Annotated in this window: 15 protein-coding genes and 8 pseudogenes; 14 read left to right on the forward strand and 9 right to left on the reverse strand. The window is 59.0% G+C overall.

Features of this window, described 5'->3' with window-relative positions:
* Positions 1-84: 84 nt before the first annotated feature.
* The 4 genes and pseudogenes from P6U25_RS10145 to P6U25_RS10160 form a co-directional block, all read left to right on the forward strand.
* A pseudogene (locus P6U25_RS10145) lies at positions 85-682 on the forward strand (IS5 family transposase); the annotation flags it as partial.
* 76 nt (positions 683-758) lie between these two features.
* Positions 759-2,066 (forward strand): annotated as a pseudogene (gene istA, locus P6U25_RS10150) (IS21 family transposase).
* A gap of 50 nt (positions 2,067-2,116) precedes the next feature.
* Positions 2,117-2,976: pseudogene (gene istB, locus P6U25_RS10155) on the forward strand (IS21-like element helper ATPase IstB).
* A gap of 679 nt (positions 2,977-3,655) precedes the next feature.
* Complete coding sequence (locus tag P6U25_RS10160) at positions 3,656-3,940, forward strand: group II intron maturase-specific domain-containing protein (RefSeq protein ID WP_407152484.1); 285 nt, start codon at positions 3,656-3,658, stop codon at positions 3,938-3,940.
* A 673-nt stretch (positions 3,941-4,613) separates the two neighbouring features.
* Here the strand turns inward: P6U25_RS10160 and P6U25_RS10165 are convergent.
* Entirely contained in the window at positions 4,614-4,922 is a 309-nt protein-coding gene (locus tag P6U25_RS10165) for a transposase (RefSeq protein ID WP_407151155.1), read from the reverse strand.
* Between the two features lie 48 nt (positions 4,923-4,970).
* Between P6U25_RS10165 and P6U25_RS10170 the strand changes: the two genes are divergently transcribed.
* A complete protein-coding gene (locus P6U25_RS10170; protein WP_407151156.1) occupies positions 4,971-5,711 on the forward strand; it encodes a hypothetical protein in 741 nt (246 codons plus the stop codon).
* A gap of 366 nt (positions 5,712-6,077) precedes the next feature.
* Positions 6,078-7,448 carry an aspartate aminotransferase family protein gene (locus P6U25_RS10175; RefSeq protein WP_407151157.1) on the forward strand — a complete coding sequence of 457 codons (1,371 nt, stop codon included), beginning with the start codon at positions 6,078-6,080 and terminating at the stop codon, positions 7,446-7,448.
* Between the two features lie 39 nt (positions 7,449-7,487).
* Here P6U25_RS10175 and P6U25_RS10180 read toward each other — a convergent pair.
* Positions 7,488-8,082, reverse strand: a pseudogene (locus P6U25_RS10180) (transposase); the annotation flags it as partial.
* Positions 8,083-8,466: 384 nt separating this feature from the next.
* On the opposite strand from P6U25_RS10180, the gene P6U25_RS10185 reads away from it, so the two are divergent.
* Together P6U25_RS10185 and P6U25_RS10190 are read left to right on the forward strand one after the other, a co-directional pair.
* Positions 8,467-9,765 (forward strand): aminotransferase class I/II-fold pyridoxal phosphate-dependent enzyme, encoded by a 1,299-nt coding sequence (locus tag P6U25_RS10185; RefSeq protein ID WP_407151158.1) that lies wholly within the window; start codon positions 8,467-8,469, stop codon positions 9,763-9,765.
* Positions 9,766-10,668: 903 nt separating this feature from the next.
* The gene (locus P6U25_RS10190; protein WP_407151159.1) at positions 10,669-11,457 is read left to right on the forward strand and encodes an SDR family NAD(P)-dependent oxidoreductase; all 789 of its coding nucleotides are present in this window, start codon (positions 10,669-10,671) and stop codon (positions 11,455-11,457) included.
* Between the two features lie 155 nt (positions 11,458-11,612).
* Here P6U25_RS10190 and P6U25_RS10195 read toward each other — a convergent pair whose 3' ends face one another.
* A complete protein-coding gene (locus tag P6U25_RS10195; protein WP_407151160.1) occupies positions 11,613-11,870 on the reverse strand; it encodes a hypothetical protein in 258 nt (85 codons plus the stop codon).
* A 1,769-nt stretch (positions 11,871-13,639) separates the two neighbouring features.
* Here P6U25_RS10195 and P6U25_RS10200 point away from each other — a divergent pair.
* Genes P6U25_RS10200 through P6U25_RS10210 form a run of 3 tightly spaced genes read left to right on the forward strand, consistent with a single transcriptional unit; the run spans position 13,640 to position 15,977 of the window.
* On the forward strand, positions 13,640-14,170 hold the full coding sequence (locus tag P6U25_RS10200) for a site-specific integrase (RefSeq protein WP_407152485.1): 531 nt from the start codon (positions 13,640-13,642) through the stop codon (positions 14,168-14,170).
* Positions 14,167-15,099 carry a tyrosine-type recombinase/integrase gene (locus P6U25_RS10205; protein ID WP_407151145.1) on the forward strand — a complete coding sequence of 311 codons (933 nt, stop codon included), beginning with the start codon at positions 14,167-14,169 and terminating at the stop codon, positions 15,097-15,099. Before P6U25_RS10200 ends, P6U25_RS10205 begins: the two co-directional genes overlap by 4 nt.
* The gene (locus P6U25_RS10210; protein WP_407151161.1) at positions 15,096-15,977 is read left to right on the forward strand and encodes a tyrosine-type recombinase/integrase; all 882 of its coding nucleotides are present in this window, start codon (positions 15,096-15,098) and stop codon (positions 15,975-15,977) included. The genes P6U25_RS10205 and P6U25_RS10210 overlap by 4 nt, the downstream gene beginning before the upstream one ends.
* A 114-nt stretch (positions 15,978-16,091) precedes the next feature.
* On the opposite strand, the pseudogene P6U25_RS10215 reads toward P6U25_RS10210, so the two are convergent.
* Positions 16,092-17,212 (reverse strand): annotated as a pseudogene (locus P6U25_RS10215) (IS110 family transposase).
* 828 nt (positions 17,213-18,040) lie between these two features.
* Here P6U25_RS10215 and P6U25_RS10220 point away from each other — a divergent pair.
* A complete protein-coding gene (locus tag P6U25_RS10220) occupies positions 18,041-19,399 on the forward strand; it encodes an LLM class flavin-dependent oxidoreductase (protein WP_407151162.1) in 1,359 nt (452 codons plus the stop codon).
* A gap of 749 nt (positions 19,400-20,148) precedes the next feature.
* Here the strand turns inward: P6U25_RS10220 and P6U25_RS10225 are convergent.
* Positions 20,149-20,930 (reverse strand): annotated as a pseudogene (locus P6U25_RS10225) (IS110 family transposase); the annotation flags it as partial.
* Between P6U25_RS10225 and P6U25_RS10230 the strand changes: the two are divergent.
* Both P6U25_RS10230 and P6U25_RS10235 read left to right on the forward strand, forming a co-directional pair.
* Positions 20,929-21,228 (forward strand): annotated as a pseudogene (locus P6U25_RS10230) (hypothetical protein); the annotation flags it as partial. The pseudogenes P6U25_RS10225 and P6U25_RS10230 overlap by 2 nt on opposite strands.
* Positions 21,229-21,397: 169 nt before the next feature.
* Positions 21,398-22,138, forward strand: a pseudogene (locus P6U25_RS10235) (IS5 family transposase); the annotation flags it as partial.
* Here the strand turns inward: P6U25_RS10235 and P6U25_RS10240 are convergent.
* From P6U25_RS10240 to P6U25_RS10255, 4 genes are all read right to left on the reverse strand, one after another.
* Positions 22,069-22,518, reverse strand: a complete 450-nt coding sequence (locus tag P6U25_RS10240; RefSeq protein WP_407152747.1) for a hypothetical protein — start codon at positions 22,516-22,518, stop codon at positions 22,069-22,071. The pseudogene P6U25_RS10235 and the gene P6U25_RS10240 overlap by 70 nt on opposite strands.
* 278 nt (positions 22,519-22,796) lie before the next feature.
* Positions 22,797-24,386 carry an MDR family MFS transporter gene (locus tag P6U25_RS10245; protein ID WP_407151163.1) on the reverse strand — a complete coding sequence of 530 codons (1,590 nt, stop codon included), beginning with the start codon at positions 24,384-24,386 and terminating at the stop codon, positions 22,797-22,799.
* 6 nt (positions 24,387-24,392) lie between these two features.
* The gene (locus P6U25_RS10250; protein ID WP_407151164.1) at positions 24,393-24,599 is read right to left on the reverse strand and encodes a hypothetical protein; all 207 of its coding nucleotides are present in this window, start codon (positions 24,597-24,599) and stop codon (positions 24,393-24,395) included.
* 385 nt (positions 24,600-24,984) lie between these two features.
* On the reverse strand, positions 24,985-25,200 hold the full coding sequence (locus tag P6U25_RS10255; RefSeq protein ID WP_407151165.1) for a hypothetical protein: 216 nt from the start codon (positions 25,198-25,200) through the stop codon (positions 24,985-24,987).
* Positions 25,201-25,489: the final 289 nt, after the last annotated feature.

Here is a 25,489-nt window from a genome sequence, read left to right on the forward strand (position 1 = left end):
TCGCGCCGTCGTGGCGCCCAAGTCATCAGCGTATCGGACAGTTGGCATCGCCGCTTGAAGGCGGGGCTGCGCGAAAAGGGCGTCCTGCGCCGCACGATAGCGCCACTAATCATAGGCCGGCCTGACCAGAAAGGTTCGACCGGGCGGGACAACCGGATGTTCGTAGAGGGTGTGCATTGGATTGTACTTACCGGCTCTCCCTAGCGTGATCTACCGGAGGCGTTCGCAGACTGGAACAGCGTATTCCCGCGCTTCAGTCGATAGAGCATCAAGGGTGTTTGGTGGCGGATATTCGAGGCGATGTCCGATGATCCGGACTTCGAATATCTGATCGTCGATTCCACCATCGTCCGGGCGCATCAGCACGCCGGGGCGAAAAAGGGGGTCTGAAGATCAGGCGCTCGGCCGCTCGCGCGGCAGCCTGAGCACGAAGATACATATGGCCGTTCGCGGCTTGGGATGTCCTGTACGGTTCACGCTCACCGCAGGCCAGAAGGGCGATGCACCACAAGCCGCCACATTGATCGAAGGCTTGCCCGCCGAGATCGTCATCGCCGATACGGCCTATGACGCGGATGACTTGCGCCAGGCCATCGCCGCCAAGGGCGCGCTCGTCGTCATCCCGAACAATCCGTCATGCGCCCTCGAATATCCGCTCAACAAATATCTCTATGCCCAGCGTGTCGCGCGCCATGGAAAACTGCCCCCTCGGCGTCACGAGGAATTGCCCGCTCCCTCGATAGCCGAGGAGAGAGCGAATGAACGAGGAACGAATCTCGGAAGGCTCGTCGTGGAGTGATCCACGGAGGCAGGTGATGAAGACGCCGGATGACTTGGCGGAGATGTTGCGCCTGAGGGCGTGCGGGTGGGATCTGAAGCGGATTGTGCGGCAGCTGGGCTGCAGCCATCACACGGTGAAGGACTACGTGGCGGCGGGGCGGGGGGAAGCCGTTCAAGTCGCCTGACCGGGCGAAGCGGCTCGATGGCCTTGAAGGCTGGCTGCGCGAAAGGGTCATTCGGCATCGCGGCAATGCGGATGCGGTACGCCAGGACCTGTTGGCCGAGAAAGGGGTGGCAATCAGTCGGCGAACGCTGCAACGCGCCGTGCAGCCCTATCGCCAGGCGCTGAAGGCGGAGGCGCTGGCGACGACGCGGTTCGAGACGCCCCCAGGCCGACAGCTGCAGATCGACTTCGGGGAGCGTCTGGTCGAGATCGGCCGGGTAAAGATCAAGGCATTCGTGTTCGTGGCGACGCTCGGGCATTCGCGGGGGCTGCATGTCCGTGCGTTCCGGGGCGAGAAGCAAGAGCACTGGTTCGCCGGGCTCGAGAGCGCATTCACGAGCTTCGGCGGCGCGCCAGAGGAAGTGCTGATGGACAATCTACGCGCGCTCGTGGTGCGCCACGACGCGGTGAGCCGATCGGTTCAGTTCAACGACAAGCTCATCGCGTTTGCAAAGCATTGTGGCTTCCGTCCTCGCGCCTGCGCGCCGTATCGGGCGCGCACGAAGGGCAAGACGTAGAATGGCGTCGGCTACGTGAAGAAGAACGCGATCGCGGGGCATTCCTTCTGGGAGGCATTTGAGGTGCATTTCGCCGAGTGGGAGCGTGAGGTGGCGAACGTGCGTATCCATGGCACCACCGGCGAGGCGCCGATCGCTCGCTTTGTGCGTGACAAGGCACACCGGTTGAAGCCGCTCGGTGGGCTGCCGTCGTTCGGATTGTTGCGCGAACTGACCCGCGTCGTCGGCAACGATTGTGCCGTCGAGATCGACACGAACAGCTCCTCGGTGCCGTGGCGGCTGATCGGCGAGCGCGTGGCGGTGGCCGTTGCGGCCGGCGAGGTGCGCATCCGCCACGGCATGCGCGAGGTTGTGCGGTCCAAAGGCAATCGGAGGGTCGCCGGCTGCGGATCGTCGATTCCGCCCACCTGGACGGGGTTGCCGGCCGCAATGGCGCGGTCTACTGACCGGTAATCGCGACACCGACAGTGCCGGCGCCTTCTCCACTGCCCTCGTTATTGGGTCCTCTTGCCGAATACGAAGCAGCGATCGGACGGAGCTTCTGATGGCGCGCACAAAGAAGGCTACCGAAGCACCAATCGATCGGCTCGACGCCATGCTGGCGCGATTGCAGCTATCCGGCATCCGCGACCAGCTCGACAACCTGCTCGATGAGGCGGCGCGCGCGAACCTATCGGCGCGTGAGACGCTGATCCTGCTGTGCGAGGCGCGAGATCGCGCGCCAGGATCATCGCCGCATCGAGATCGCGCTGAAACTCGCACACTTCCCGGCCGTGAAGGAGCTTGCGGGCTTCGACTTCGAGGCCAGCCGTCGATCGATCCGAAGCAGATCTGCGACCCGGCCGCGTCACGTTGGATCGCCAACGGCGAGAACGTGCTGCTGCTCGGCCCGCCGGGCGTCGGTAAGACGCACTTGTCGATCGCGCTCGGGCGAGAGGCGATCCTGGCCGGTTACACGGTGCAGTTCACCACGGCGACGACGCTGGTCGCTGGCCTCGCCAAGGCGCATGGTGAGCGGCGCCTGGACGAGAAACTGCTCGCGCTGGCGAAGCCAAAGCTGCTGATCGTCGACGAACTCGGCTACCGCTGGAGCCCGATGCGGCGCATTTGTTCTTCCAGCTGGTCAGTCGTCGCTACGAAGCCGGCGCCATGCTGATCACGTCGAACCGCAGCGTTGCCGAATGGGGCACCGTGTTCGCCGATCCGGTGGTCGCCACCACGATCCTCGACCGGCTCTTGCACCACAGCCACGTGCTGACCATCCGCGGCGACAGCTACCGGCTCCGCGCCAAGCGAAAGAGCGGCATCATCAAGCCGCCCGCCGCTGACGGCCCTCCGGTCGGCTCCGCCTCCCTCCGTCCGTCAGCGGCGGAGCTAATCTTCAACCGGCATCATGAACCCGATGGTGGGGCAGTTCTTCATGACGCAAAGGGGGCAGTTCCGGATGGCGTTTGACACCCAGCGCTGCCATCGTCCTATGGATGCCATAAGTGAAAGCGTAGGGAAGACGTCAAAACGAAGGGGTAGGCGCTATCTTGGGATCAGTCTGAGCGATATCTGTTTGCGGCTCAGGCGGCGTCCGGCAGGCGAGGTGGCGTGACTTCGGTTCAGGCTTCTGTGCGGAACGGGGGGACCTGTATCGCGATGTCAAGGTGAATGATTCAAGTGGAAGCCCCACAAGAGTCTGAGTATGCGCGATGCAGGGACGGAGCCGTGTGTAGTAGTGACGAAGGCCCTCTAATGGTGGCGGAGCGAAGGCACGGTACTGTCCCGCTTGATTGGAAGGACAACCGGAAACGGGAGGACTCTTTTGGGTCAAGCAAAGCCGTATGACATCCCCAAACGCTGCGTTTGGGATTCGGAAGCACAAAGACTGCGCTTGGGTGTTGTTGTACATTTAGCGGTGGCTTAAAGTCTCCGTTCAACCGGAAGACGGCACCCTGATCCCCGAGAGAGGCGCCCGCCGCCGGGCTCGGTGGTACCACCGCTAATCTCTTTCTCCACTATGCGTTCGAGATGTGGATGCGAAGAAATCATCCGAGCATCCCGTTCGGGCGTTATGTCGATGATATTCTCTGCCATTGCGACGGCGAGCGGCAGGCACAAGAACTGAAGGAGGCGCTTGCGAAGCGCTTTGCGACGAAGGCAATCCGACAGGAACTACTATGGTCGGTACTACAAATCGGCGGTTTACCCGACACTGCGTCATCTCGACCAATGTCTCGCGCGATGGGCGATGTCGAAATACAAACGTCTGCGGCGACATCGAAGACGGGGAGAGCACCGGGTACGGGACATTGCTTGCCTGCACCCCCACGCTGTTGGCCCATTGGCCGATGCTGCGCAAGTCGGCGGCTGGACGGTAAGAGCCGGACGAGCGGAGACGTTCACGTCCGGTTCTGTGAGCGCCTGGTGGTGAAACTCCCACGAGCGACTCAACCGGTGATCGCCTTCGAGGACCATTGTCCGGCAAACGATTGCTGAATGTGCTGGGTATGCCGCTCGGTCGGCAGGGCTTCAACTCCATCCGATCAAGACCCGCTTCGTAGACTTCCGGTTCAAACGCCCGCGTGGACGTCATCCCACGACGGCGGGGACCACATTCTACTTCCTTGGCTTCACCCATGTGTGAGAATGTCGTCCGACATAACGGCAAAAGACCGTTATGCCCGCGCGCTGGTTTCCGTGACGGAATGGTATGGGCTCAACCCGCATCGTCCGTTCCGGGATCAGCACGCGCACCTGTCGCGGGTGCGTCGGGGGCACTGCGCCTACTACGGCATCTCCGGCAACGGCCGTCGGATCAGATGGTATCACCACCAGATCACGCGGATACGAAAGAAATAGGTTGCACGGCGTGGCCGCCACAGCAATTTGCCGTGGTCGCGCTTCCGGCCCATGCTCGCGCGACATCCGTTGCCGATAGCCAAGATCGTCCACCAATATGCCATCCCGTGAGCGAAGCTTACGCGTGAAGAACCGGATGCGGGTAATCCGCTCGTCTGGGTCTGTGAGGGGCGGGATGGCAACGTTACCGCCTACTCGGCAGAAGGCAAGCGGCCGGGACCGGGCATCCACGCGCGTCGCTTGGGTCATGGTCTTATCGGCCTCATAGCCATCGCAATGGATGATGCAACGATAGCTCTCAACGGCCTCAAGTCATGAACGGCGCCGCGATGCCACAAAGGCATCAACTCCTGCGCGGCGTAGCCGATCAGAAGACGAAGCGTAGAACGGTCGATAGCGATACTGTGCGTCGCCAACCTCTGTGCCTGCCGATAAGATAGCAAGTGCCAATGATACTTGGAATCGATCACATGCGGTATCCAATATTCGTTACCAGAATAGGTAGTGTCTCCATCCATCATGAATGTTGTACGTTTTCTTATCGCTTGCCACATAGGGCATGATGCTGATCATCACTCGTCACGATAGAGCACGGTGTCGCAATGAAAAGCATGGTTAATCCGCTGAATGTCTCCCGATTCCTTCACATATACGATGCCGCCGCTGCCCAAAAGGGCATCAAGCTTTCCATAGGATTCGATTTTAATGAGTACGTCTCGATCACGCGAGCGCTTCCAACAAAGAAGCAGACATACCCAAATTTTCGGCCAGATCGCTCTCCGATCAAGTCAGGTGAGGGATATTGGATGATTGGCATCGACAGCAATAGCGAGGTTGTCCTTGTAGAGGCTGCTCGACTGTATGATCTGTCGCACAGTAACTTTGCGGAACATCTGGAATCCTTGAAGGCATTTTACGCGGACCCAGCCAAACATGCACATCCTCAGGACCGTTGTACTTGCAGGGCACCAAGCGCGAAGACGATTACTGGCAAGGTGGCCTATCATGGAGATTTCTGGTTGCGGAGAGACTTTAGAGGGCAGGGTCTTGCTAAGATCATGGCCGGAATATTGCGTGGCGCGTCTTTCGCCATGTGGACGCCCGACTTCTTGTGTGGACTTGCAGAACGCTGGCTACTGGAGAAGGGCGTTCTTGCGCAATACGGATATGCGCATCATGAGCCCGGCGGGTCGATCTTGCAGCTTGTGGAAGAAGACATTGCAGATGACGATTTGCTTGTTTGGCTGACCGGTGGGGAGTTGAGGAGCCTTGTTGATCCCTGTGATAGAAATGAGCTGGCTCTGGTCCCACGATGCTCGCCAGCTCGGCCACGTGAGGCTTGATGGTCGCTGCGCGGGCCATCAACTTGGTCCGCGCACGTAAGCAGCCGGAGACGCCGACACTCGACAGCAGCGTCGATATTAGAGGCGACGGTTGCATACGCGCAAAATAGTCCAACGGCGTTGCTGCCGTCGCGACGCAAGACGAACTGAGAGGCTCTGTGTGAGGGGGTACCCAATCCCGGTATCTCCATTTTTTTTGGGGGCGGCTAGGCATAGCTATGCTCAGATCGTCTCGATCTACTTCAGGGAACCGCCAAAACTACGGACGTAACCCGGCGAATGGCAGCGATTGGGACGATGTTACCCTACGATAAATTGTAGCGCTTGGCTCACCTCAAAAATGGCAGACGTCTAGATGAGGATCCCGTGAATAACGGTACATGTTCGAGTATAACGGGTATCGCCCGCGTTGGACGGAATTCTGCCGACAGCTTTGCCCGGGCGCGGCGAGTTTTTCCAGACGGCACGTCACGGGTGACTATAGATCGGGATCCGGTGCCGCTCTATATCGAGCGCGGAGTGGGCAGCTATCTGTTCGATGTCGATGGTCGTCGATTCCTCGACCTAAATGGCAACTTCACGGCATTGATCCATGGTCATGCCTTCGCGCCCATTGTCGAAGCGCTAACGGATCAACTCCAGCGCGGCAGCTGCTTCGCTAATCCGACCAAGAGTGAGATCGAACTCGCTGAACTACTTTGCAGCCGGATTCCCCAGGTCGAACGCGTTCGCTTCGTCAACACGGGAACTGAGGCTGTTCTGTTTGCTATCAAAGCTGCGCGGGCAATTACCGGGCGTTCGAAAATTGCCAAGCTTGAGGGGGCTTATCACGGTGCCTATGATTGGAGCGAGGTGAGTCTGACGGCGACGCCACACAATTGGGGTGATCCTACCGCACCTAGCTCTACGGCGTTCTATCATGGGATGCCCGCGAGCGTACTCGATGAAGTGGTCGTTCTGCGATTCAACGACGTTGAAGGCGCACGTCGGCTATTGTCAATGCATGCGCGCAACCTCGCTGCTGTCATTTTGGATCCGATGCCGAGCCGCGGTGGGCTGATTGCGCCGAAGTCTGAATTTATGGTTGCTGTCCAGGAAACTGCTCGAGACCGCGGCATTTTGGTGATTGCTGATGAAGTCCTCAATCTCAGGCAAAGCATCCGGGGAGCTTCCGCCCGGTATGGCCTTGTTCCGGACTTGGTCACGATGGGTAAGATCATCGGCGGCGGTTTGCCGATTGGAGCAATCGGCGGACGCGAGGACCTGATGAAGGTGTTCGATGCGTCGGCGGGCGATCCACTGCTTCCGCAAGGCGGCACATTTTCCGCTAATCCTCTATCCATGACGGCGGGTCTCGCCGCAATGCGGCATCTAGATTCTGCGGCTTTTTCATATCTCGAGATGCTTGGAAACATTGTCCGGGATGGGATTAGTCGGGTCATCTCAAATCGGGGCGCGCCGTTGTGCGTGACTGGAGCCGCTTCACTCTTTCGCCTCCATCCGATAGCACAAATCCCGAACGATTATCGTGACGCCTATCCTGCGCCGGCCGGAGCAACTGTAATGAGGCAGCTCACGCGATTCTTTGCGGAGAACGGTATTTTCCTGCCGCATGGAGCTGCCGCTTCGATGTCAACACCGATGACTCGCGCCGACGCCGAGTTGATCATCGATGTATTCGCAAGATTCCTCGACAGACATCAAGAGATGTTGGACGCGATACAGGTACGTAGATGACCGACGTAACAGTCATATAATAGAAAGCGCTGCCGTGCAGGGCGGGAGATAGAGGAGTTTTGCGCCAGCAGCCTGGATCGCTGCGCGCGCTTGCGCCTTTGTGGCTGCCGAGATTGTCCATGACGACGATATCGCCTTCCCGTAATTCTGGAACGAGCACGTGGTCGACATAGGCCTGGAAGGCGAGGTCATTGGATGGGCCCATCGAGTACCATCGGTGCGACCATACCCGACAGGCGCAGGCCTGAACAAAGGTCTTTGTCTTTGGCCGTGCGGAATGGAGGCCCGCAGCCGCTCGCCGCGGGGCGCGCGCCCGCGCTATGTTGGTCGATGCCCATGTCTCGTCAATGAAGATGAGCTCGTCAGGATCGAGGCCAATCTGGCCCCATTCTTCTCGCCTCTTCAGGACGTCCGGCCGCTCCTGCTCGGCGGCGTGTGCGGTCTTTTTTTGAGCGTGATCTTGCGACGCTGGAAGAAGCGAGACAACGCGGAGATGCTGAACGTATGTCCATCGTCGGCGAGCGCTGCCTTCAGTTCCTCCAATGTGCTGTCGGGCTCAACCGCAATCAGCGCGAGGTTCGATCGCCTGCGAGCGTCGATTGCCGCCCTGTGGCTTCGGTGTCACCTCGCCGGTCGTGCAGTTGCCGGCGGGCCTAGTCCGCGACGCTTCAGGGGTGGTCACCAAGGATCCCAATCTCGAGGTGCAGGGGGGCCTGTCGCTGCTCTTCGGCACCGGTCTTGAACTGCCGCGAAAGCGCCATAGCGCTTCTTCTAGGATTAGCCCTGGGACCCGCAGCGCTCGCATCATCAAGAAAGATGGCCCTCAAGGGAGACGAACGTTGCTTCGCGCTCAAGCCCATCTGATCTGATAGCTGCCTGTGCGGCGCAAATAGTGGTTTAACCGGGTGTGAGCTAGGACTTGCAAATTTGATGCAATGCCTCCAATTCGGACTAATGCCGTCAAGCCGCTTGTCCTGTGCATTCATCTAGCATCCACTACGCTTGCTCGGCAGATGGAATGGAGAAGAAAATGCACCAGCGGTGCGCACTCAGTGATGGTGGTCGACCGATCCAACACTTTCGGAACACGGCCTACATGGTCAACACAAGCAGAAAATATTTCGATGCAGCCTACGAGGCCGGTCTCATGGCTGTCCACGGACGTTCCTACTCGGGACGCGCCTTTGCCTTGGGTACAGGCTCGCTTGATAGTCGACCTCGGGCAATTGATTTCGTCCGATGCTCTTATCTAGGTCTCGACAATCATCCGCTGATCGTTGCCGGCGCGATCGAAGCGATTGAGGCGCATCGGTCATTGCACTGGTCATGCGCACGAACGCGGCTCAATTTCGATCTTCTGGCTGAGCTTGAAACGACTCTGTCGGAGATGTTCGGCGCGCGCGTGATCACCTTTTCTACCGTCATGCTTGCCAATCTGGGCGCGATGCCCCTCCTTGCTTCGGGCCAGTTGACTGGTGGAATGAAACCGATCGTCGTGTTCGATCGCATTGCCCATATCTCGCTTGCCTATCACAAGCCTGTCGTCGCGGATGAAGCGCCGGTGGAAACAATTGGGCACAACGACATCGAGGCCCTCGAACACTTATGTCGGCAACATCCAGCGGTCGCTTATGTATGTGACGGCGTCTATTCCATGGGAGGAAATTCGCCCATCAAGGAACTGCGTCAACTGCAGGAACGTTATGGGCTCTTTCTCTATATCGACGATGCTCACGGCATATCATTGTTCGGAAGTCAAGGCGAAGGATTTGCTCGCTCTCAGTTTCCGGAGCGTCTGGGTGAACGCACCATCATAGCGGCCTCCCTAGCCAAGGGATTTGGCGCGTCTGGCGGCATGTTGATGCTTGGAACGACTGACCAAGAGGCTCTGTTTCGACGCTACTCTATTCCATATGCATTCTCAGTTGCGCCCAATCTGGCGGCGGTTGGCGCGGCGCTTGGCTCGAGCAAGATTCATCGCTCGGCAGAACTCGGTGAACGGCAGAAGCGATTGACCCACCGGATCGACGTCTTTGACCGCCGTGTTGCAACCGCCGAGCAAGGCAATTCACTTCCAATTAGAATGATCCCAATCGGTTCGGAAGCCAAGGCGGTTTCAATCGCAAGAGAACTTCTCGACGTCGGCTTTTATACTTCTGTGACGTTCTTCCCGACGGTCGCGCAGGGAAAGGCAGGGATTCGAGTGTGCATTACGGCCGATCACGAAGTCTGCGACATAGAGCGGCTGTGCGACTGCATTTTGGAAAGGATACCTAACACGGCCACCAAGCCACGTACGAAATCGGTCGTCCCGTGAGATTAGGATGGGAAATTAGCCGACGCCATTCATGGAACTGGCTGGCAGAACCAAGTTGCGTCCACTCTATGCGAACAAGAATGAACGTTCGTTGTCCTTGTTCCGTCGGTCGGCGTTAATCCCAACGTCCTTCGCCGCGTCTGTATGCGAAGGGCTCTTACAGAGCCCACCAGTGAGATATGCCCCCGCTTTCGGTCGGTTTGTCCAAGTTACGACCGTGATGTTGGCGCGGCGCCAGTATGACGTCCGTGCATCAAGCGCCTTCGGAGCTCGTTTCAGCCGGCGCGCGGGATCCAAATCCGCGCTCGCTGACGAGCGTACCGTTGCTGGAGTCGACCAAATTCGAGGAGCTGGGCTTCGCGATCGAAGGCTTGTCACTCTCAATCGCAACACGATGTTTTGCCTGCGTTCGGCTGCGGAATCAAAGTCCTTCCATTCGGTTTGGGCGCTCCGAGCCGCCATCCTAGACTGGTCAACTTCGCGTCCTAGCGATGCCTGTTCGGCGGAGTTCGTCCCGTATCGGAGTAACCTTCGCCCTTCCGGCAACGCTGCATCACCGGCCATCCGGAAAGAATGATCGCAGGTGCTGTTACCTTGAACCAGGAGGAACTGCATTCGTCGTGAACACCGCGGGAAGGGCGTCTGTCTTCAACACTATTGCCAGGAATAACTCGAGCCGCCGCACTGGCACCGATCGTTGAATCCTCAGGTCGAGGAGCTCTGGTTCACGATGAGTGCGCAGTCAGCGCCTAGCCGTGTAAGCGAAGACGCGATGGCTCCAACTGGGAGCTCGCCGGGAAGATGGGTAAACAAAACGGCAACACCTTTTTCTGAGCCGTGCACCGCTGTACGTTCGCGACGCTGCGAGCTGGCCCCCAAGATTATGTGGAGTGTTTAACGATTATGGTGAAGCCAGAAAAACTCCCGGACCACAGCGATCGGCGTGTTGTTCTCGTGACCGGAGGAGCACGCGGGATTGGACTTTGGATCGTGCGCCGGTTCTTAGCGGATGGCTATCGCGTCGCTTTTGTGGCAACAACGTCAGAGCATGTGGAGCGGGCGCTTAACATGCTGAGCTGCTCGAAAAATCAGCTCTTCGCTGAGGCGATCGACGTAACGCGACAAAACGAGGTGGAAGGATTTGTCGATCGGATCCGGGCGCGTTGGGGGGAGATTGCGATTTTGGTGAATAACGCAGGCATCTCGCCCAAGCGCTTGGACCAAAGAGAGGGGTGGCTTTCGCAGACGTCCCTCGAGGAATGGACGCATGTCATCGATGTCAATCTCAACGGGCCCTTCATTCTCATTCGGCTGCTCGCGCCAGCAATGATTGCGATAGGCTTCGGACGGATCATCAACATCGGGTCGCTTGCTGGGCGCGCCATGCCGTTGATTGCGGGTCCGCACTATGCGGCATCGAAGGCGGGACTTGTCGGATTAACTCGGGCTGCCGCGCGGGATCTCGCTCCGCACGGTATTACGGTCAATTGTATCGCTCCCGGGCGAGTTCTCAGTGACATGACTGGCCCGCCCGAGGCTGCGGTCAACCGCTCCGCACTCAGCCGGATTCCGGTCGGCCGTTTTGGTGAGGCTGAAGAAGTCGCCCACGTCGCAGCCTTTCTGGCCTCGCCGATGGCGGGCTTTATCACCGGTGCAACCATTGATATCACGGGGGGAGAATTCGCTGCCTAAGCCATGCATGTCACAACTTGGTGCGAACGGCCGGCGTTCGATTGGACAAGGCGTGGAGTCGGGCCGGCGGCTAGGAAAATACTGCAAAATAGGATGCCAGAAATTCCCGTCTAAGCCCGCGGCCTCGGTCCCTTGACCTTGTCCAGCTTGCCATCTTAGGAGCACGTGTCCGGGTAGCTAGAGTGCGATGTAGCAGCATTGATGGGGTCGCCGACGGGATGTTTGAGATCGTTGCGGTTCATGCGGTGCTCTGCCTTGACGTGCGCCATGATGGGCTCGATAGCTGCGCGAGGCTCATCTCGCGCCGGATGAGAGCCCTGCGGCGGATCTGCTGCGAGATCCAGATCTTGAGCCGGTTCGAGCGTATGGCCGCGGTACCCGTTGACGACATTGACGCCGGTGAAGATCTCCACGTCTGCAATTGCAGGGTCGAGAGCCTGTCGAAGGGATTGCCATGTCGTTCTTTGGCATGGAGCTCGAACCGTTAGCTCGTAAGCCTCGGGGCTTTGCCTTCGCCGATACACCCGACCTCCCGAGCATGTAACGTATAGGCCTTGGGCCGCGCACTGATGCTAATTCTGGCTGCGCATCCGCTGCGCCAGATCGAGCAACGGATCGAAAGCGAGCTTTCAGCACCGCATCGCCATCAATCTTGCAGTGGATGTCCCAGATGATCCGGCCAGTCCGCAACACTTGAACTGACGGCAGGCCTATCTGAATTGGTGAGCGCGGGTGTAGCGGCCGACCGTAAGCGCGAAGCCGGCATCCTGGCTTCAGGGTTAGATTAAATGTGCGGAGAAGGCCTCCGGCTTGGATGGAGGCTTGGGATGGGATTAGACGGCAAAAGGACGTTGGACGGCTTGTCGGTTGGGACGGTCAGCCGACTTGAAGTCCTTGAAGGACCGTCCGGGCGTCGCGTGCGTTCGGAGGCTGAAAGGGCACGGATCGCCGCCGAGAGTCTGCTGCCGACGCTCAGGTGGGGGTGGCGCGCAAGTACGGGGCGACGAACTGGCAGGTTTACGATTGGCGATGCCACTTCCGCCAGCGCGGCGAAGTGCGGTCGTGCGAGGCGTCGCAGCCGTCATTCGCGCCGCTCGTCGTGGAGGCGCCGTTAGAGGAGCTCGAGATTGCGATTGGCGGCGTCATCGTGCGGACGGACGCGGCGATTGACGGGGAGCAGCTGTCTCGGGTGATCCGCGCGGTGCGAGCGTCACGATGATCGTACCCGGCGCCGAGCTGCAGATTTATATCGCGACGCGGCCTGTCGACTTCGGCTGTGGCCACGATGGGCTTGCTGCGAAGGTGCAGGAAATGCGTGGTCTCGACCCGTTCTTATGTGTCGGACGAGATTATGTGGCGGAGGCGCCCTAACGCGAGCCAGGGCCGGCCACGGCTGGATTCCTCCGCCACATAATATTTTGTGCCCCTCGTGCGGACGCGGGATCCCCCTGCGCCGTAACGCCGGAGGGGCACAATGCTCGAGTTCTATTTTTCGTACCGTGGGGTGCTTAAGCGCCTTCGTGACGGGGCGCTCGGCGCCGAGATGGATCGCATCGCGGGGCACTTCTTCTCGCTCGGTTACAAGCAAGCACCCGCTAAGGTTTATCTGAGCCGGATCGCGCGGTTCGGCCGTTTTGCTGCAGCACATTGCGGTTCACGGCCGATCGGCGAAGCTATCGTCGATAGCTATCTATGCACATTCACCACGGACCCACCGCGGATTGCGGCAGTGTCTGCGCTCCAACACGCGCGACGGGTGGCGCCCGAACGATTCATTGCTTCGACGCCCATTGTAGTCGATGATCCGGACGCTCCGCTTTTGCGCTCCTTTTCTGACTATCTGAGCAGGGTACGAGGCCTTGAGCCAAGGTCCCGCGATGGCGTTCTCCTGGGCGCACGGCGCTTTCTGGATTGGCTCCGTCATCGCCATCCTGGCCAAGACCTCGAGGCGTTGGCGGCAGAGCATGTCCTTGCCGCTGTCGAGTATCGGCTGTCGCTCTCGGCGACCTCCGGCACTCGCACGGCGGCGATCTCTCACATCCGAACGTTTCTCCGCTTTCTGCATTGGGGTGGCCACCACGAGCAGGATCTGGCTCCCGTCGTTCCAAGAACGCCATATTGGCGACTGGCCCATTTACCGCCCCGGCTTTCGTGGGATGATGTTCGCCGCGCCATCGATGCGATCGGCAAGGCGACGCCGATCGACCTTCGCGATCGAGCTGTCCTGTTGTTGCTCGCCACCACAGGCATTCGCAACGGCGAGCTACGCGCTCTTCAGCTCCGGGATATCGACTGGCGAGCTGGCGAGGTTTTTGTCCGGCGCACCAAGGGCAAGCGTGACCGAGTGGCCCCGCTCGTCGAGGAGACCGGCGCCGCGCTCGCCGACTACATCCTGCGGGCTCGACCGAAGGTCGATAGTCAGCATCTGTTCCTGTCCTTCACGCCGCCCGTGGGACCATTCAAGTACGCGTCGTCTGTTTCGAGGATCGTGCGGAAGCGATTGCAGCATGGTGGGATCGAGCTCGGTCGCGTCGGAGGCGCACATCTCCTGCGCCACAGTCTAGCCACCCAGCTCGTGGGGCGACGAAGGCCGATCAACGAGGTCGCCGATCTTCTAGGGCACCGAAGCATCAACACAACGGCGCTGTACGTGAAGGTCGCGGCCTCGCAGCTCGCTGAGGTCGCGCTTCCCTTTCCGGGAGGCGCCGCATGACCGCCTTTGCCGCATTCCTCGGCGACAAGGTCGAGCGCTACATCGAGCTGCGCCGCTCCCTCGGCTACGCCTTCAACAAGCAAGCCGGCACGCTGCGGGCTTTCGTTCGCTACGTCGAGCGATCTCGGCTGGGTGCGCCCGCCACCCGGACGATGGCGCTGGACTTCGTCCTGTCGTTCGGTGGCGCCGCCGACAGCCGCGCGGTCCGTCACGGCGTGCTCCGCCGATTCTACGAGTACCTGGTCGTCTACGATCCCCAGACCGAGGTCTTGGAGCGCAAAGCTTTCCCGCGGTCCAGGGCGATTCCGCCGCCGCGCATCCTAAGTGAGGCTGAGCTGACGTCGCTTATCGACGCATGCAGCTTCATTTCGCCAGGGAACCCTCTCAGGGGCCGCACGATGGCGACGCTAATCGGATTGTTGGCCAGCACGGGATTACGATCGGGCGAAGTGGTCAGCCTTGATCGCGGCGACGTCGATCTGACCAACGGGGTCGTCCTCGTCCGTAAAACCAAGTTCCGTAAAGACCGCCTGATTCCTGTTCACCCAACGACCCAGGCAGCCCTTCGTCGATACGCCCGTGAGCGCGACACCGTGTTTCCCAGGCCCAAAGGCGAGGCCTTCTTCCTCAGCTCGCGAGGCTGCCGTCTGTCGGCGACCGGCCTGCAAAGCAACTTCGCTAAGGCACGCAAGCTCGCGGGTCTTGACAATGGCAAGCCTCTGCGACCGCACGATCTCCGGCACCGGTTCGCGGTGACCAGGCTCAGGCTGTGGCACCAACAGCGCGCAGACGTCCAAGCGCTGCTGCCCTTACTCGCCACCTACCTCGGCCACGCCAACTATAGCGACACAGCCTACTACCTCACCGGCTCGTCGGATCTCCTCGCCATCGCGGCTGAGCGCGCCTTCCTCGACGGAGGCGCGGCATGAACGAACACCTCCTGTTGGCGCCGCTCCTGGAGTCGTACTTTCGTCGCCGGTTGACCAAGCAGCGCAACGCGACCTCCGCGACCCTAGCCAGCTATCGCGATGCCTTGCGCATGCTGATCCTCTTTGCCGCCGCCCATTTGGGGAAGAAGCCGGCGGCGCTGGCCCTTGAGGATCTCGATCGGGACCTTGTTCTCGCCTTTCTTGACGAGCTTGAGGAGAAGCGGAACAACTCCGTCGCAACGCGCAACGCCCGACTAGCCGCGATCCGATCCTTCTTCCATCACGTCGCTGCCGCCGATCCCGCCTCGTTCGGCGTCGCCCAACGGGTTCTGACGATCCCCACCAAACGGGCCCACATCGAGGTGACGCATCATCTCACCAACGCCGAGGTGGAGGCCATCATCGCAGCCCCTGATCAGACGACGCCCCGCGGCCGGCGTGACCGGGCCTTTCTGCTCTTCTTGGCCAGAACCGGCGCTCGCGTGTCCGAAGCGACCGGCGTCAACGCGAACGACCTTCAGTTGGAGCGAGGACGCCCGCAGGTGCTGCTTCACGGCAAGGGACGCCGAGATCGCGTCGTTCCCATTCCTAAGGATCTGGTGCGATCGCTGACGGATCTATTGAGCGAACGCGGCCTCGCCAATCATGAACCGCGGCCGATCTTCGTCGGGGTCCACAACGAGCGCCTGACGCGTTTCGGCGCGACACACATCGTGCGGCGTGCCGCCTCCCAGGCCGGGTCTACGAGGCCAAGCTTGGAGGGCAAGCCGATATCGCCGCACATCTTCCGGCATTCCCTCGCCATGAAGCTTCTCCGGTCAGGCGTGGACCTCCTGACGATCCAGGCTTGGCTTGTCCATGTATTCTTCCGGGGCTAGTCCTCTCTTACAACGGGCGTCGGCATTGCCGGCCACAAAGCGTTGCCGGGAATTCCCCATTCAACGCCACGTCCCCACCGATAGGCACGACAACGATACCGGGTGAACCGTAGGTCAGGTCGCCGCCGGCTGATCGTCTATTCTCGCGATGACCCACATGAAGGCAGCGAGCTCGCGAGCGGTCGCGTTCACCGCCACGGTGCTGCGCTTGCCGCGAGCAACGAGGGCTCGGTAAAGCTTGGTCAAACGCGCCTGGGCCTTCCATGCAATCTCTCGCACGACCTCAGGCATGTGCCGGCTTGCGAAGTACTTTCGTTTTCCCAACTTGGCCGGACAGCGGTAAGTCCTGGCGGTCTCGGCCAAAACCCGGCGCACTCTGGCATTTCCGGTCTTGGTGATACCACCACGGCGTACGGCATCATCGGTCGAGCGTTCCGAAGGTACAAGGCCGAGGTAGGCCTTTAACTGCCGCGGGTTCGTAAAGCGGCGGACGTCACCGATCTCAACCATGAAGGTCGCTGCGCAAAATGAGCCGGACCCCGCGCAAAGCCTGCAAACGTTCGACCACCGGTGTAAGCGGCCAGTTGAGAATGCTGTCTTCGATCGCCTATTCCAAACGCAATACTCTTTCCCGGCACTGCGACTCCGCGACGATCAACTCCTGCAGGACAGTTTGCTGGCCCGAATACGCAAAGCTGAGCCCGTGCGTCCACATAAAGTACTTCGTTTCCCAGGCTTTCAAGCCGGGAAAAATCTTGCCATGCCGCAACAGAAAGGACCGGATCTCTTGTCGTTTGCGGGTCCGATCCTTCACCGCCGCCTCCCGCGCGCGGATCACGTCACGCATAGCCTCATGCGCTGCGTCCGGGGTCCAGATCTCCGTCAGTTCGCCGGCGCGGAACAAGCGGGCAAGCTTCTCGGCATTCCGGCGGTTTGTTTTGATCCGATCGCCGGGCTTGTGTGGAATCAGGGACGGGGCAATGACAGTACATTCATGGCCAAGCGCTTCGATCTCTCGCTTCAGCCCATATCCCATCGGCCCAGCCTCATAGCAAAATCTCAAACGTAATCCTGGCCGCGCGAGCTTGCGGACGAGCCGTCCTACCGACGCGTTGTCAGAGGATATTTCACCCCAGATAGCGAACCTCACCGTTGCGCCCGCTCTCGGCAACCGCAACTGCATGTCGATCTTTGGAAAACTCAAAACCTACGAAAAGGGCATTATTATCTTCCACGGTTCGTCCTCCTGGCGTGAGGATAGGCTCCTTCGTTCAACACCGCCAGTGTAGGGCGAACCATCTCACCGTCGGCATCCAGAAAGGACATACGGTCTTACAGCCGACCGGGATGGCGGAGCGTTTCGCCAGGCGCAGCTAGCTCTGGCGCACCGACACGCGATTTATGGAGCCGCGACGGAACAGATCCTATATCGAGATGCTCACTAAACTACCAACGCTGGTAATTGATCTACCTAGCGGAAGGTGACATCTATCGGCTGTTGAGCATTAATCTGTCAAAAGTTCACCGCTCGGAGTTTGGTATGCAATACAAACCACGGTCCGTCGGCCTCGATCGATATGCTGTCTCATCGGAGGAAGTACTCGTGCTCGTTTCGGGTCGCTTGAACTGCGATGCTCATGGGCACCCTGCTGCGCTCGCGGAGGACGCCGGACTTAATGAGTACCGGACGTCGGACCTGTCAACGGCAGGTTCGACCGGACTACCTCTGTTCGGTGGGGGTAGTGGTTTCAGGGAGCGCGCCAACGCGCGTCCTCTAGCACGCAGAATGCATCATTGGTATTCGTTGCATTCGAACCGCCGTAGCCCGAGTTGGCACATATCGAAATCGGGAGACCGGCGATCAATTCCGAGATCGCTTCGAACATCGAGGCATTTCCTGGTTGGTCTGGCATTCGTTTCTGGCCGTCAGCTACGACAGAAGCCGATTTCTGGTGGGCCGCAAAGACTCGATCCTTGAGGTGCACGCTGTTGCTGGGGCGTCAATCAGGGAACTGCTAGCTGAACGAGATGGCGAGACCGTCCATTCAAAACGGAGACACAGTATGCTGCGCAACGATGAAATGAAGCTCGGACTGTTCCTTGGTCAGGCTGGACATCACGAAGGTGCATGGCTCGATCCGGGCGTACCAGCGAACGGCGGAGTCGATATAGATCACTATGTTCGCTTGGCAGCACTTGCCGAAGGTGCGGCATTTCATTTCATGTTTCTTGCGGATAGTCCAAGCGTAATAGAACGAGATCGCGCAACCATAGCTCGTACAAGCCGAAACGATGGTTTTGAGCCAATCACACTATTGTCGGCGCTTTCATCGAAAACACAAGACATCGGTCTTGTTGCGACAGCAACGACCACGTACTATCAACCTTACCACCTCGCACGCATGTTCGCGTCACTTGATTATCTATCGCAAGGACGTGCTGCATGGAATATTGTCACCTCGGGATTTGAGTCCGAAGCCGAAAACTTCGGCGAAAAGGAACTTCCAGATCATGATACTCGTTACGCTAGAGCGAGAGAATTCGTAGAAGTTGTTAGAGGTCTTTGGGACTCCTGGGAAGACGATGCTTTCATTCGCGACAAGAAGAGCGGCATTTTCGTTGACACTACGAAGCTCCATGTGCTGAACCACCGAGGGAGGTACCTATCAGTCAGAGGCCCGCTGAACATTGCGAGGCCGCCGCAAGGGCATCCCGTGTCAGTTCAAGCTGGCTCATCCGACCCCGGGATAGAATTTGCTGCAGAATTCGGCGAGGTTATTTTTACCGCTGCACCTTTTCTAGAGCAAGGCAAACGATACTACGCAAATCTCAAGGAGAAAGCGCGTGCGCTTGGGCGGGAGGACAATCAGGTATTAGTCATGCCGGGTATTGTCCCAATCGTTGGAAGGACGAGGCGGGAAGCTTGTGAGAAGCTTCAAAGGTTGCAATCGCGTATGCACACAGACGTTGAAATCGGTTTGGCTGATCGCCTGCTGGGATTCGTCGCCGACCTGCGTTCAATCGACCTTGACTCGTTAGTCCCGGAGGCTTTACCGCAGACGAATCTCATCCAGAGTCGTCAAAAGCTGCTCCTCGACCTAGCCGCGCGTGAAAAATTGACCTGGAGGCAACTAATCCGCTCGATATCGGACAGCAAAGGACAGCTTATGGTTGTGGGAACGCCGGCCGAAATTGCCGACGTGATGGTGGATGTGTTTGACCAACGTGCGGCTGACGGGTTCAATGTAATGCCCGCGACTTTGCCCGATGGACTCAAGGATTTTGCTGAGTTGGTTGTTCCTGAACTGCGCCGACGAGGCAAGTTCAGATCCAGATACGCCGGACAAACACTTAGAGAGAACCTTGGTCTCAAGCGGCCACTTAATCGATTCGCGCAAGCAAGTGTAAACGATCGTCCGTGAAGAGAAGCTCTTGGTCGTATCAACCTTTTGAGTCCGCGAGTCCATCTGAAATTGCAATCTCCCGGAGCGCTGGGGGCGAACGGTGGTAGCTTTATTAGATCGCTTCAAATGATCGATGACGACCCGCTGTGGGCAAAGCTCGCGTGCCGCTTACGCCAATGGAACTTGACAATCCAGGTAGGTCGCTTGTCCGAGGAGATTTCGACACTGAAACTCTAGCCACACTAGTCCAATCCGCCAAGCCTCAGATCACTCTCCCCAACTGGCGCGCCAGCGACTTCGTTTTATCTCGAAACGCTGGAAACGCTTGCCGACGAGGATGCGGTTCTGCTTATCGGTGAGACCGGCATTTTGAAACAGAGCAAGGCTTCGTGCGGGATCGCGCGCCAGTACACGGGCTGAGCCGGCAAGATCACCAAGTCTGATGTTCGTTGTCCAGAGTTATCGGCATGAGAGTGCGATCTCCGTTTGGGCCGGAGTTGCCAATTGGATGATTGTTACGCAGCGCAGGAGGCAGAGCCGCTGAGACGACGGTTTGCGGACTCTGATACGCGGGTTGGATACCGCATTTCCGTTTGTTCGTCCGGGGCTGCCTCGATCTGCCAGCGGGCATCGACAATGTCGGCCACACAATTGGTGCGAGAGTTCCCCAACTCCCCAACCGGGGACCTGCCCCCAGTGATGCGCAACAGATGTCGCTCCTGAGAGTTCTCCTGTGAGGAAGGAAGGCGTGACTAATTGGCAAGCGATCAGGTTGCGCCGTGCGGCTCCGCTTCTTGGCCAATTGCCCAAAGGAAGGCGGCCATTTCCCGGGCGATGGCCACGGTGACGATTGCCTGGCGTTTGCCACGTGCCATCAGCTTGCGATAGCGAGCGCAGAGTCTGACTTGGGCTTTCCAGGCGATGTCGCACACCGCTTTCGTCAGGCCGTCCTGCCGTTCCTGCAGTAGGCGGCTCATCCGGGCGGGGAAGCGGTAGGTCCAGGCGCTCTCAACGAGCAGGCGGCGCGCCCGGCCATTACCAGCTTTGGTGATGCCGCCGCGCCGGATGCGTTCTCCCTTGGAGTTTTCGCAGGGCACTAGGCCGAGATACGCCATCAGTTGGCGCGGGCTGTCGAAGCGGCGCACGTCGCCGATTTCGGCGACGAAGGCGACCGCGGTCAGGAAGGCGACGCCACGTAGCGTGATTGGTATGCGGCGATCACTGGAGCCATGGACCATGAACTCAGCGTCTCGGCGACCTGTTCGTCCGGACGCTTGAGCCGGATCTCGGCGGCCTCGATGGCTTGGCGATACTCGGCCAGCACCAGATACTGCGCCGGATGCTCGAAGCGTTGCTCGCACAGTCATCGTGTATGCGCCTTGGTCCACGCTTGACGGCCGGTGAAGACCGGGCCGTGACGCAGCAGGAAGGACTGCAAGCGCTGACGGGCCCGCCGCAGATCTTCCGTCGCGGCTTCCCGGGCAGGTACCAGTTCTCGCACCGCCTCGTGCTCCGGATCCGGTACCCAGACCGCGGTCAGCTCTCCTGAGAAGCTGGTGTCGGTGGAAGGCCATCGCTGGGCCATCGAGGACAGCTTCGAAACGGCCAAGAACGAACTCGGTCTTGACCACAATGAGACTCGCTCTTGGCATGGCTGGCATCGCCATGTCTCACTCGTCATGCTGGCCTTCGCAATGATGGCTGTCATCCGGCACCACGCCAACGCTTCCCTATTGCTCAAAAAAACACGACCGAGTCCACGAACAGGCCTCGGCCTACTTGATCCGCTGGTCGACCAGGAACTCCGTCGCATCATTAAAAAGCTTGCTCAACGGCGCATCCCGTAAACGCATACGCTCGCATGGTCGCTCTGGCGAAGGGCCCATCAAGCTCATGCCCGACGAACTCATCTCAAATGAAAAATACAACTGTAATGCTAGGGTCTGTACCTAGTTATCGACTTCTGATTCTCTTGCGTTGCATTGATTCGGCACGAGGGTTAGGTGCGAAAATGGGCTGTTCTGGCTGAACGATAAGCAGTGGGCTCAGATTGCGCCGCATCTGCCGACGAACCAGACCGGCCCGGCGCGCGATGACGATCGACGCATGATCAGCGGTGTCATTCACATGCGTCAGCGCGGCGCACGCTGGCGCGATTGTCCGCCTGACTACGGTCCTTACACGATGATCTACAATCGCTTTAATCGCTGGGCCAAGCGCCGACATTGGCAGGCGATCTTTGAAGCGCTCGTCGGCTGCGGAAAGGGTGGCGTGACTTTGTCCATCGATCCACCTCGATCAAGGCGCATCGCTCGGCGAGCGGACGAAAAGGGAGGAGGATGAACAGACGATCGGCCGCTCGCGCGATGGGCGGACCACGAAAATCCACGCGCTGAGCGACCCTGATTGCAGACCTTGCACATTTCATCTCACTACAGGCCATGACGCAGATATTGCCGCCGCGCCGGCCCATTTGGAACTCGCGCCGCCCATGTCTGCTCTCATTGGCGACACAGGATAGGACGGCAACGGCTTCCGCGCCGAAATCGTCGATCGTGGTGCCAAGCCCGTCACTCCAAATAAATCGAACAGGGTCATCCTCCACAGCTTCAACGCGCCTATAAGGGACGCAACGTCATCGAACGCTGTTTCTGCCGCCTTAAGGATTTCAGGCGTGTCGCAACTCGCTAGGACAAACTTGCCAGAAACTTCTTGGCTGCCGTCCACCTCGCTGCCAACATCGCCCATTGGATCAATTGCGTCCGAACCCTAGAGTCGGGCAACCCAGCTCGCGTAGGGGACAGATTAAATCCCAATGTTCGCGTCGCAGCCTTTCGATCCGCCGGGCAACCGAGCAAGGCCGGCGGCGGCGTGGAACTGCCGGTCTTCGCTCGTTGCGCGGACGCCATGATTTGCACGGCGGCGGCTACATTGTGACGATGGCGACCGACCGCGTGGCGCAGGGCCTCACCCGAACTGTTGAGCAGACGCCAGCGGTCCGCCACCTGGACAGCGTCGTGGGCACCGTAGCGTGTGCCGTCACGATAAAGTGCCGCAGGATCGCGGGCGACGATCTTGATTCCCGGCCAACGCTTCAGCCAGCTCGCAATACTGTCGATCGGAAGCAGATGAAGCATGGGATTGAATCAGCTGGCGATTGGCTTAATAGCCAACTGCATGCTTGTCGCCAGCGCGCCGCCCTCCCCAAAGAAGCGGACCTCTCCTACCGGCCAGGTTCAGCAATCTTGATAGCAGTCTTCAGCTTAGCGACGCGCTTCCGACAAATGATTCCGATATCAACGGGTCATCCTCATGCGATCAGGATCGGCTGAACCTGCGAGAGCGACACTCGGATGCGACGTGCGGGGCGAGTCGCTTCATTGGTAGAGGCAGACATGCGGTCTTACACTTGTGCTCAATCTTCTTTCACTTGAACCGACGGATTGTACCGGCGCAACGGCTTCTCCTCCAACCGCATCAGGAGGAGTAGCGACAGGACCTGAGAAGAGGCGGCTGCGTAGAACACCCAGCTGAAGCCGTCCGCGATCTCCGTGCGCGCACTAAGATCAAGGACGGAGGACTTGGAGCCGATGCGTGACGAGATACCAGTGGCGCCTAGGATCGTGCTGAGTGCCGCGAAACCGATCACCGAGCCAAGTGATCGCGAAAAGACTAGCATCGCTGTGGCGGTACCGAGGTCGCGCTGTTCGGAAGCATTCTGAACTGATATCAAGGCTATCGGAAATAAGGTGCCGAAGCCGAAGCCTGCCACTGCGACCGTCCCTTCGACTACCGCGAAGGGGGCCTTGCCAGCTACTAGGCCGAGCAGAACTAGCGCCGCGGTAGTGATGCACATCCCGAACACGGAAATTTTCTTATAATGATCTGACCTTCGCATATACTGCCCCGAGATGTTGGAACCCAGCGACGCTCCGCATATCAACGCTACGAGAGCGAATCCAGATGCCGCTGTTCCAAATTCTTCAACCAGCTGCAGATAGATCGGAAAGTACACGGACAGGCAGATAAAGCATGTCATTGAGAAGAAGGCCGCGGCGCTAGCGTAGGCGACAATAGGATTGGCAAGCACGCGGGTTGGCAACAAAGGTTCTTTCGGCTTTAGCTGATACCAAGCAAACAGGCCAAACAATAGCAGCGATGCACAGATGAGTCCGCCGATCATCGGTGAGCACCAAGGATAGATTGTTCCCGCCCAAGTGAGAGCGAGAAGCAGCGTTGCAGTGGCGACAATCACCATCAGCGCGCCGAGAATATCAAGATTGTGGCTGCGGCGAACGTCCAGGAAGTTAGCCAACGCTCGAGACGAAATAGCGTAGCAGACGGCGCCAATCGGCAAGTTAATCCAGAAGATCATTGACCAGTGAACATGTTCGGCGAGAACGCCGCCAACGATAGGTCCCGCCACGCTGGACACGGCCCAGAGCGTCGAGATGTATGCGTAGTAGCGTCCCCTTTCCTTCGGTGAGATTACGTCGGCGATGACCGTTTGTACTACCGCCGTCAGGCCTCCGTCGCCAATACCCTGAATGGCGCGGCCCCCAATGAGCACTGCCATGGTCGGTGCGAGCGCGCAGACCGTCGAACCAGTGAGGAAGATGGCGATGCACCAATGGAGGACCGGTCGTCGTCCCTTGAGGTCGGCAAGCTTCCCAAATAACGGCGTTACAGCCGTCGATGTTAGCAAATACGCTGAGATAACCCAACTGAGCCATAGTCCATCGCCCAGTGCTGCACCGATGATCGGCATGGCGGGCGAAACAATCGTCTGATCGAGCGCGGCTAGGAATGTAACGACCGACACGCCGATGACGATGTGGGCGCGCTCGTGCGCGGTAAGCGAGACTGTCTGATTCAACACAATTTTTGTTCTCTTGAGAGTGGACTTCGGAGAGATGCGGGAGCGCGAATCGTATTCCATGTCTGAAATAGGGATGCAGCTCTGGCGGATCGTAGGGGAAAAGGAGCAGTGCTCGGGAGCGATCACGACGCTCTACTTCGTCAACTGCTCGACCCGGATGCCGGCGGACTCGAAAGACGCACGGCGCTTTTGGCCGCCGCCAGCGCCATCCGACCACGCGCGAACAGTTGTACTGTACCGCCCGCGAGGCAGACGCCAAGCGTCTTTGTAATGGTCCTCATAGGTTATATCATTCTGCAGCGTGTATTCGAGTTCAGCACAAGAGACGACCAGCGCCATCTCGACCTCCATCTTGTTTTGTTGCTTCCGTCCAACCCTGGTCTGATTAGCGGTCCAATATCCGAAAATCACGTACGATGATCCACCGATCCTGCCAGTACGAAAATAGCAGGTCAGCTTCGTGTTCGCTCAAGCAAGATACACGCCATTTCGCGGGCGCCGTACCGCCATTGCCGGTATGATCTTCTCAATTGATCGAGATCAATGCTGCAGTGTCTGTTTAAAGGAGAGTGCGAAGATGCGCTGCTTACCGCGGCTTGCCGTGGCGGGAGTGGCCACCGTCGATATATAAAGCTTCCGATGAAAGCGTCTTGCTGCGGCTTGCAGGGCGCAATGTAGTGCCACGCGACCGCGTTCTGCGATCGGTACGGCTACGTCGGCCGAACTATTCGGGAAAGATCGTCGCGGCGACCTGAACATTCATTTCGTGCGCGAAATCATCAACGAAGGGTAAGCAAGCTTCCTGAGGTCCATGGCAATACCCGCCCCAGAGAAGGTGCAGCCATCGACAAGAAAACGGCTCGCGAAGGAACGCCATGCTTGGGTAGCCATACGCGCGGCTCAGGTCCACGACAGTGACGCCGCACAGGGTGTGGAGCATCAGTCTCCGCCGGAAACGTCTTCAGCTTGTGTCCGCATCTTCCAACGCTCTCAGTCCCTTGGCATCACTTCCGGGCCCGTATTGGCCTTAAAAGGTTGAGCTGCTGACGCGTGCTTGCTGCACACGTCGACCTCATTTGCTCCGGCTTCCTATTCTCGCAAAACTTCCGACGACCGCTTTTCAGTGAAACCACACGGCCATACATCCATCCCGCCCGGCGGTGATAGACTCTACCAATTTTGGCAGGAGATTGCGCGGTTCAGGTCAGTTAGAAATGGCTGGACGCTGA

It is taken from the genome of Bradyrhizobium sp. ORS 86 (assembly GCF_045571475.1).
GTDB lineage: Bacteria > Pseudomonadota > Alphaproteobacteria > Rhizobiales > Xanthobacteraceae > Bradyrhizobium.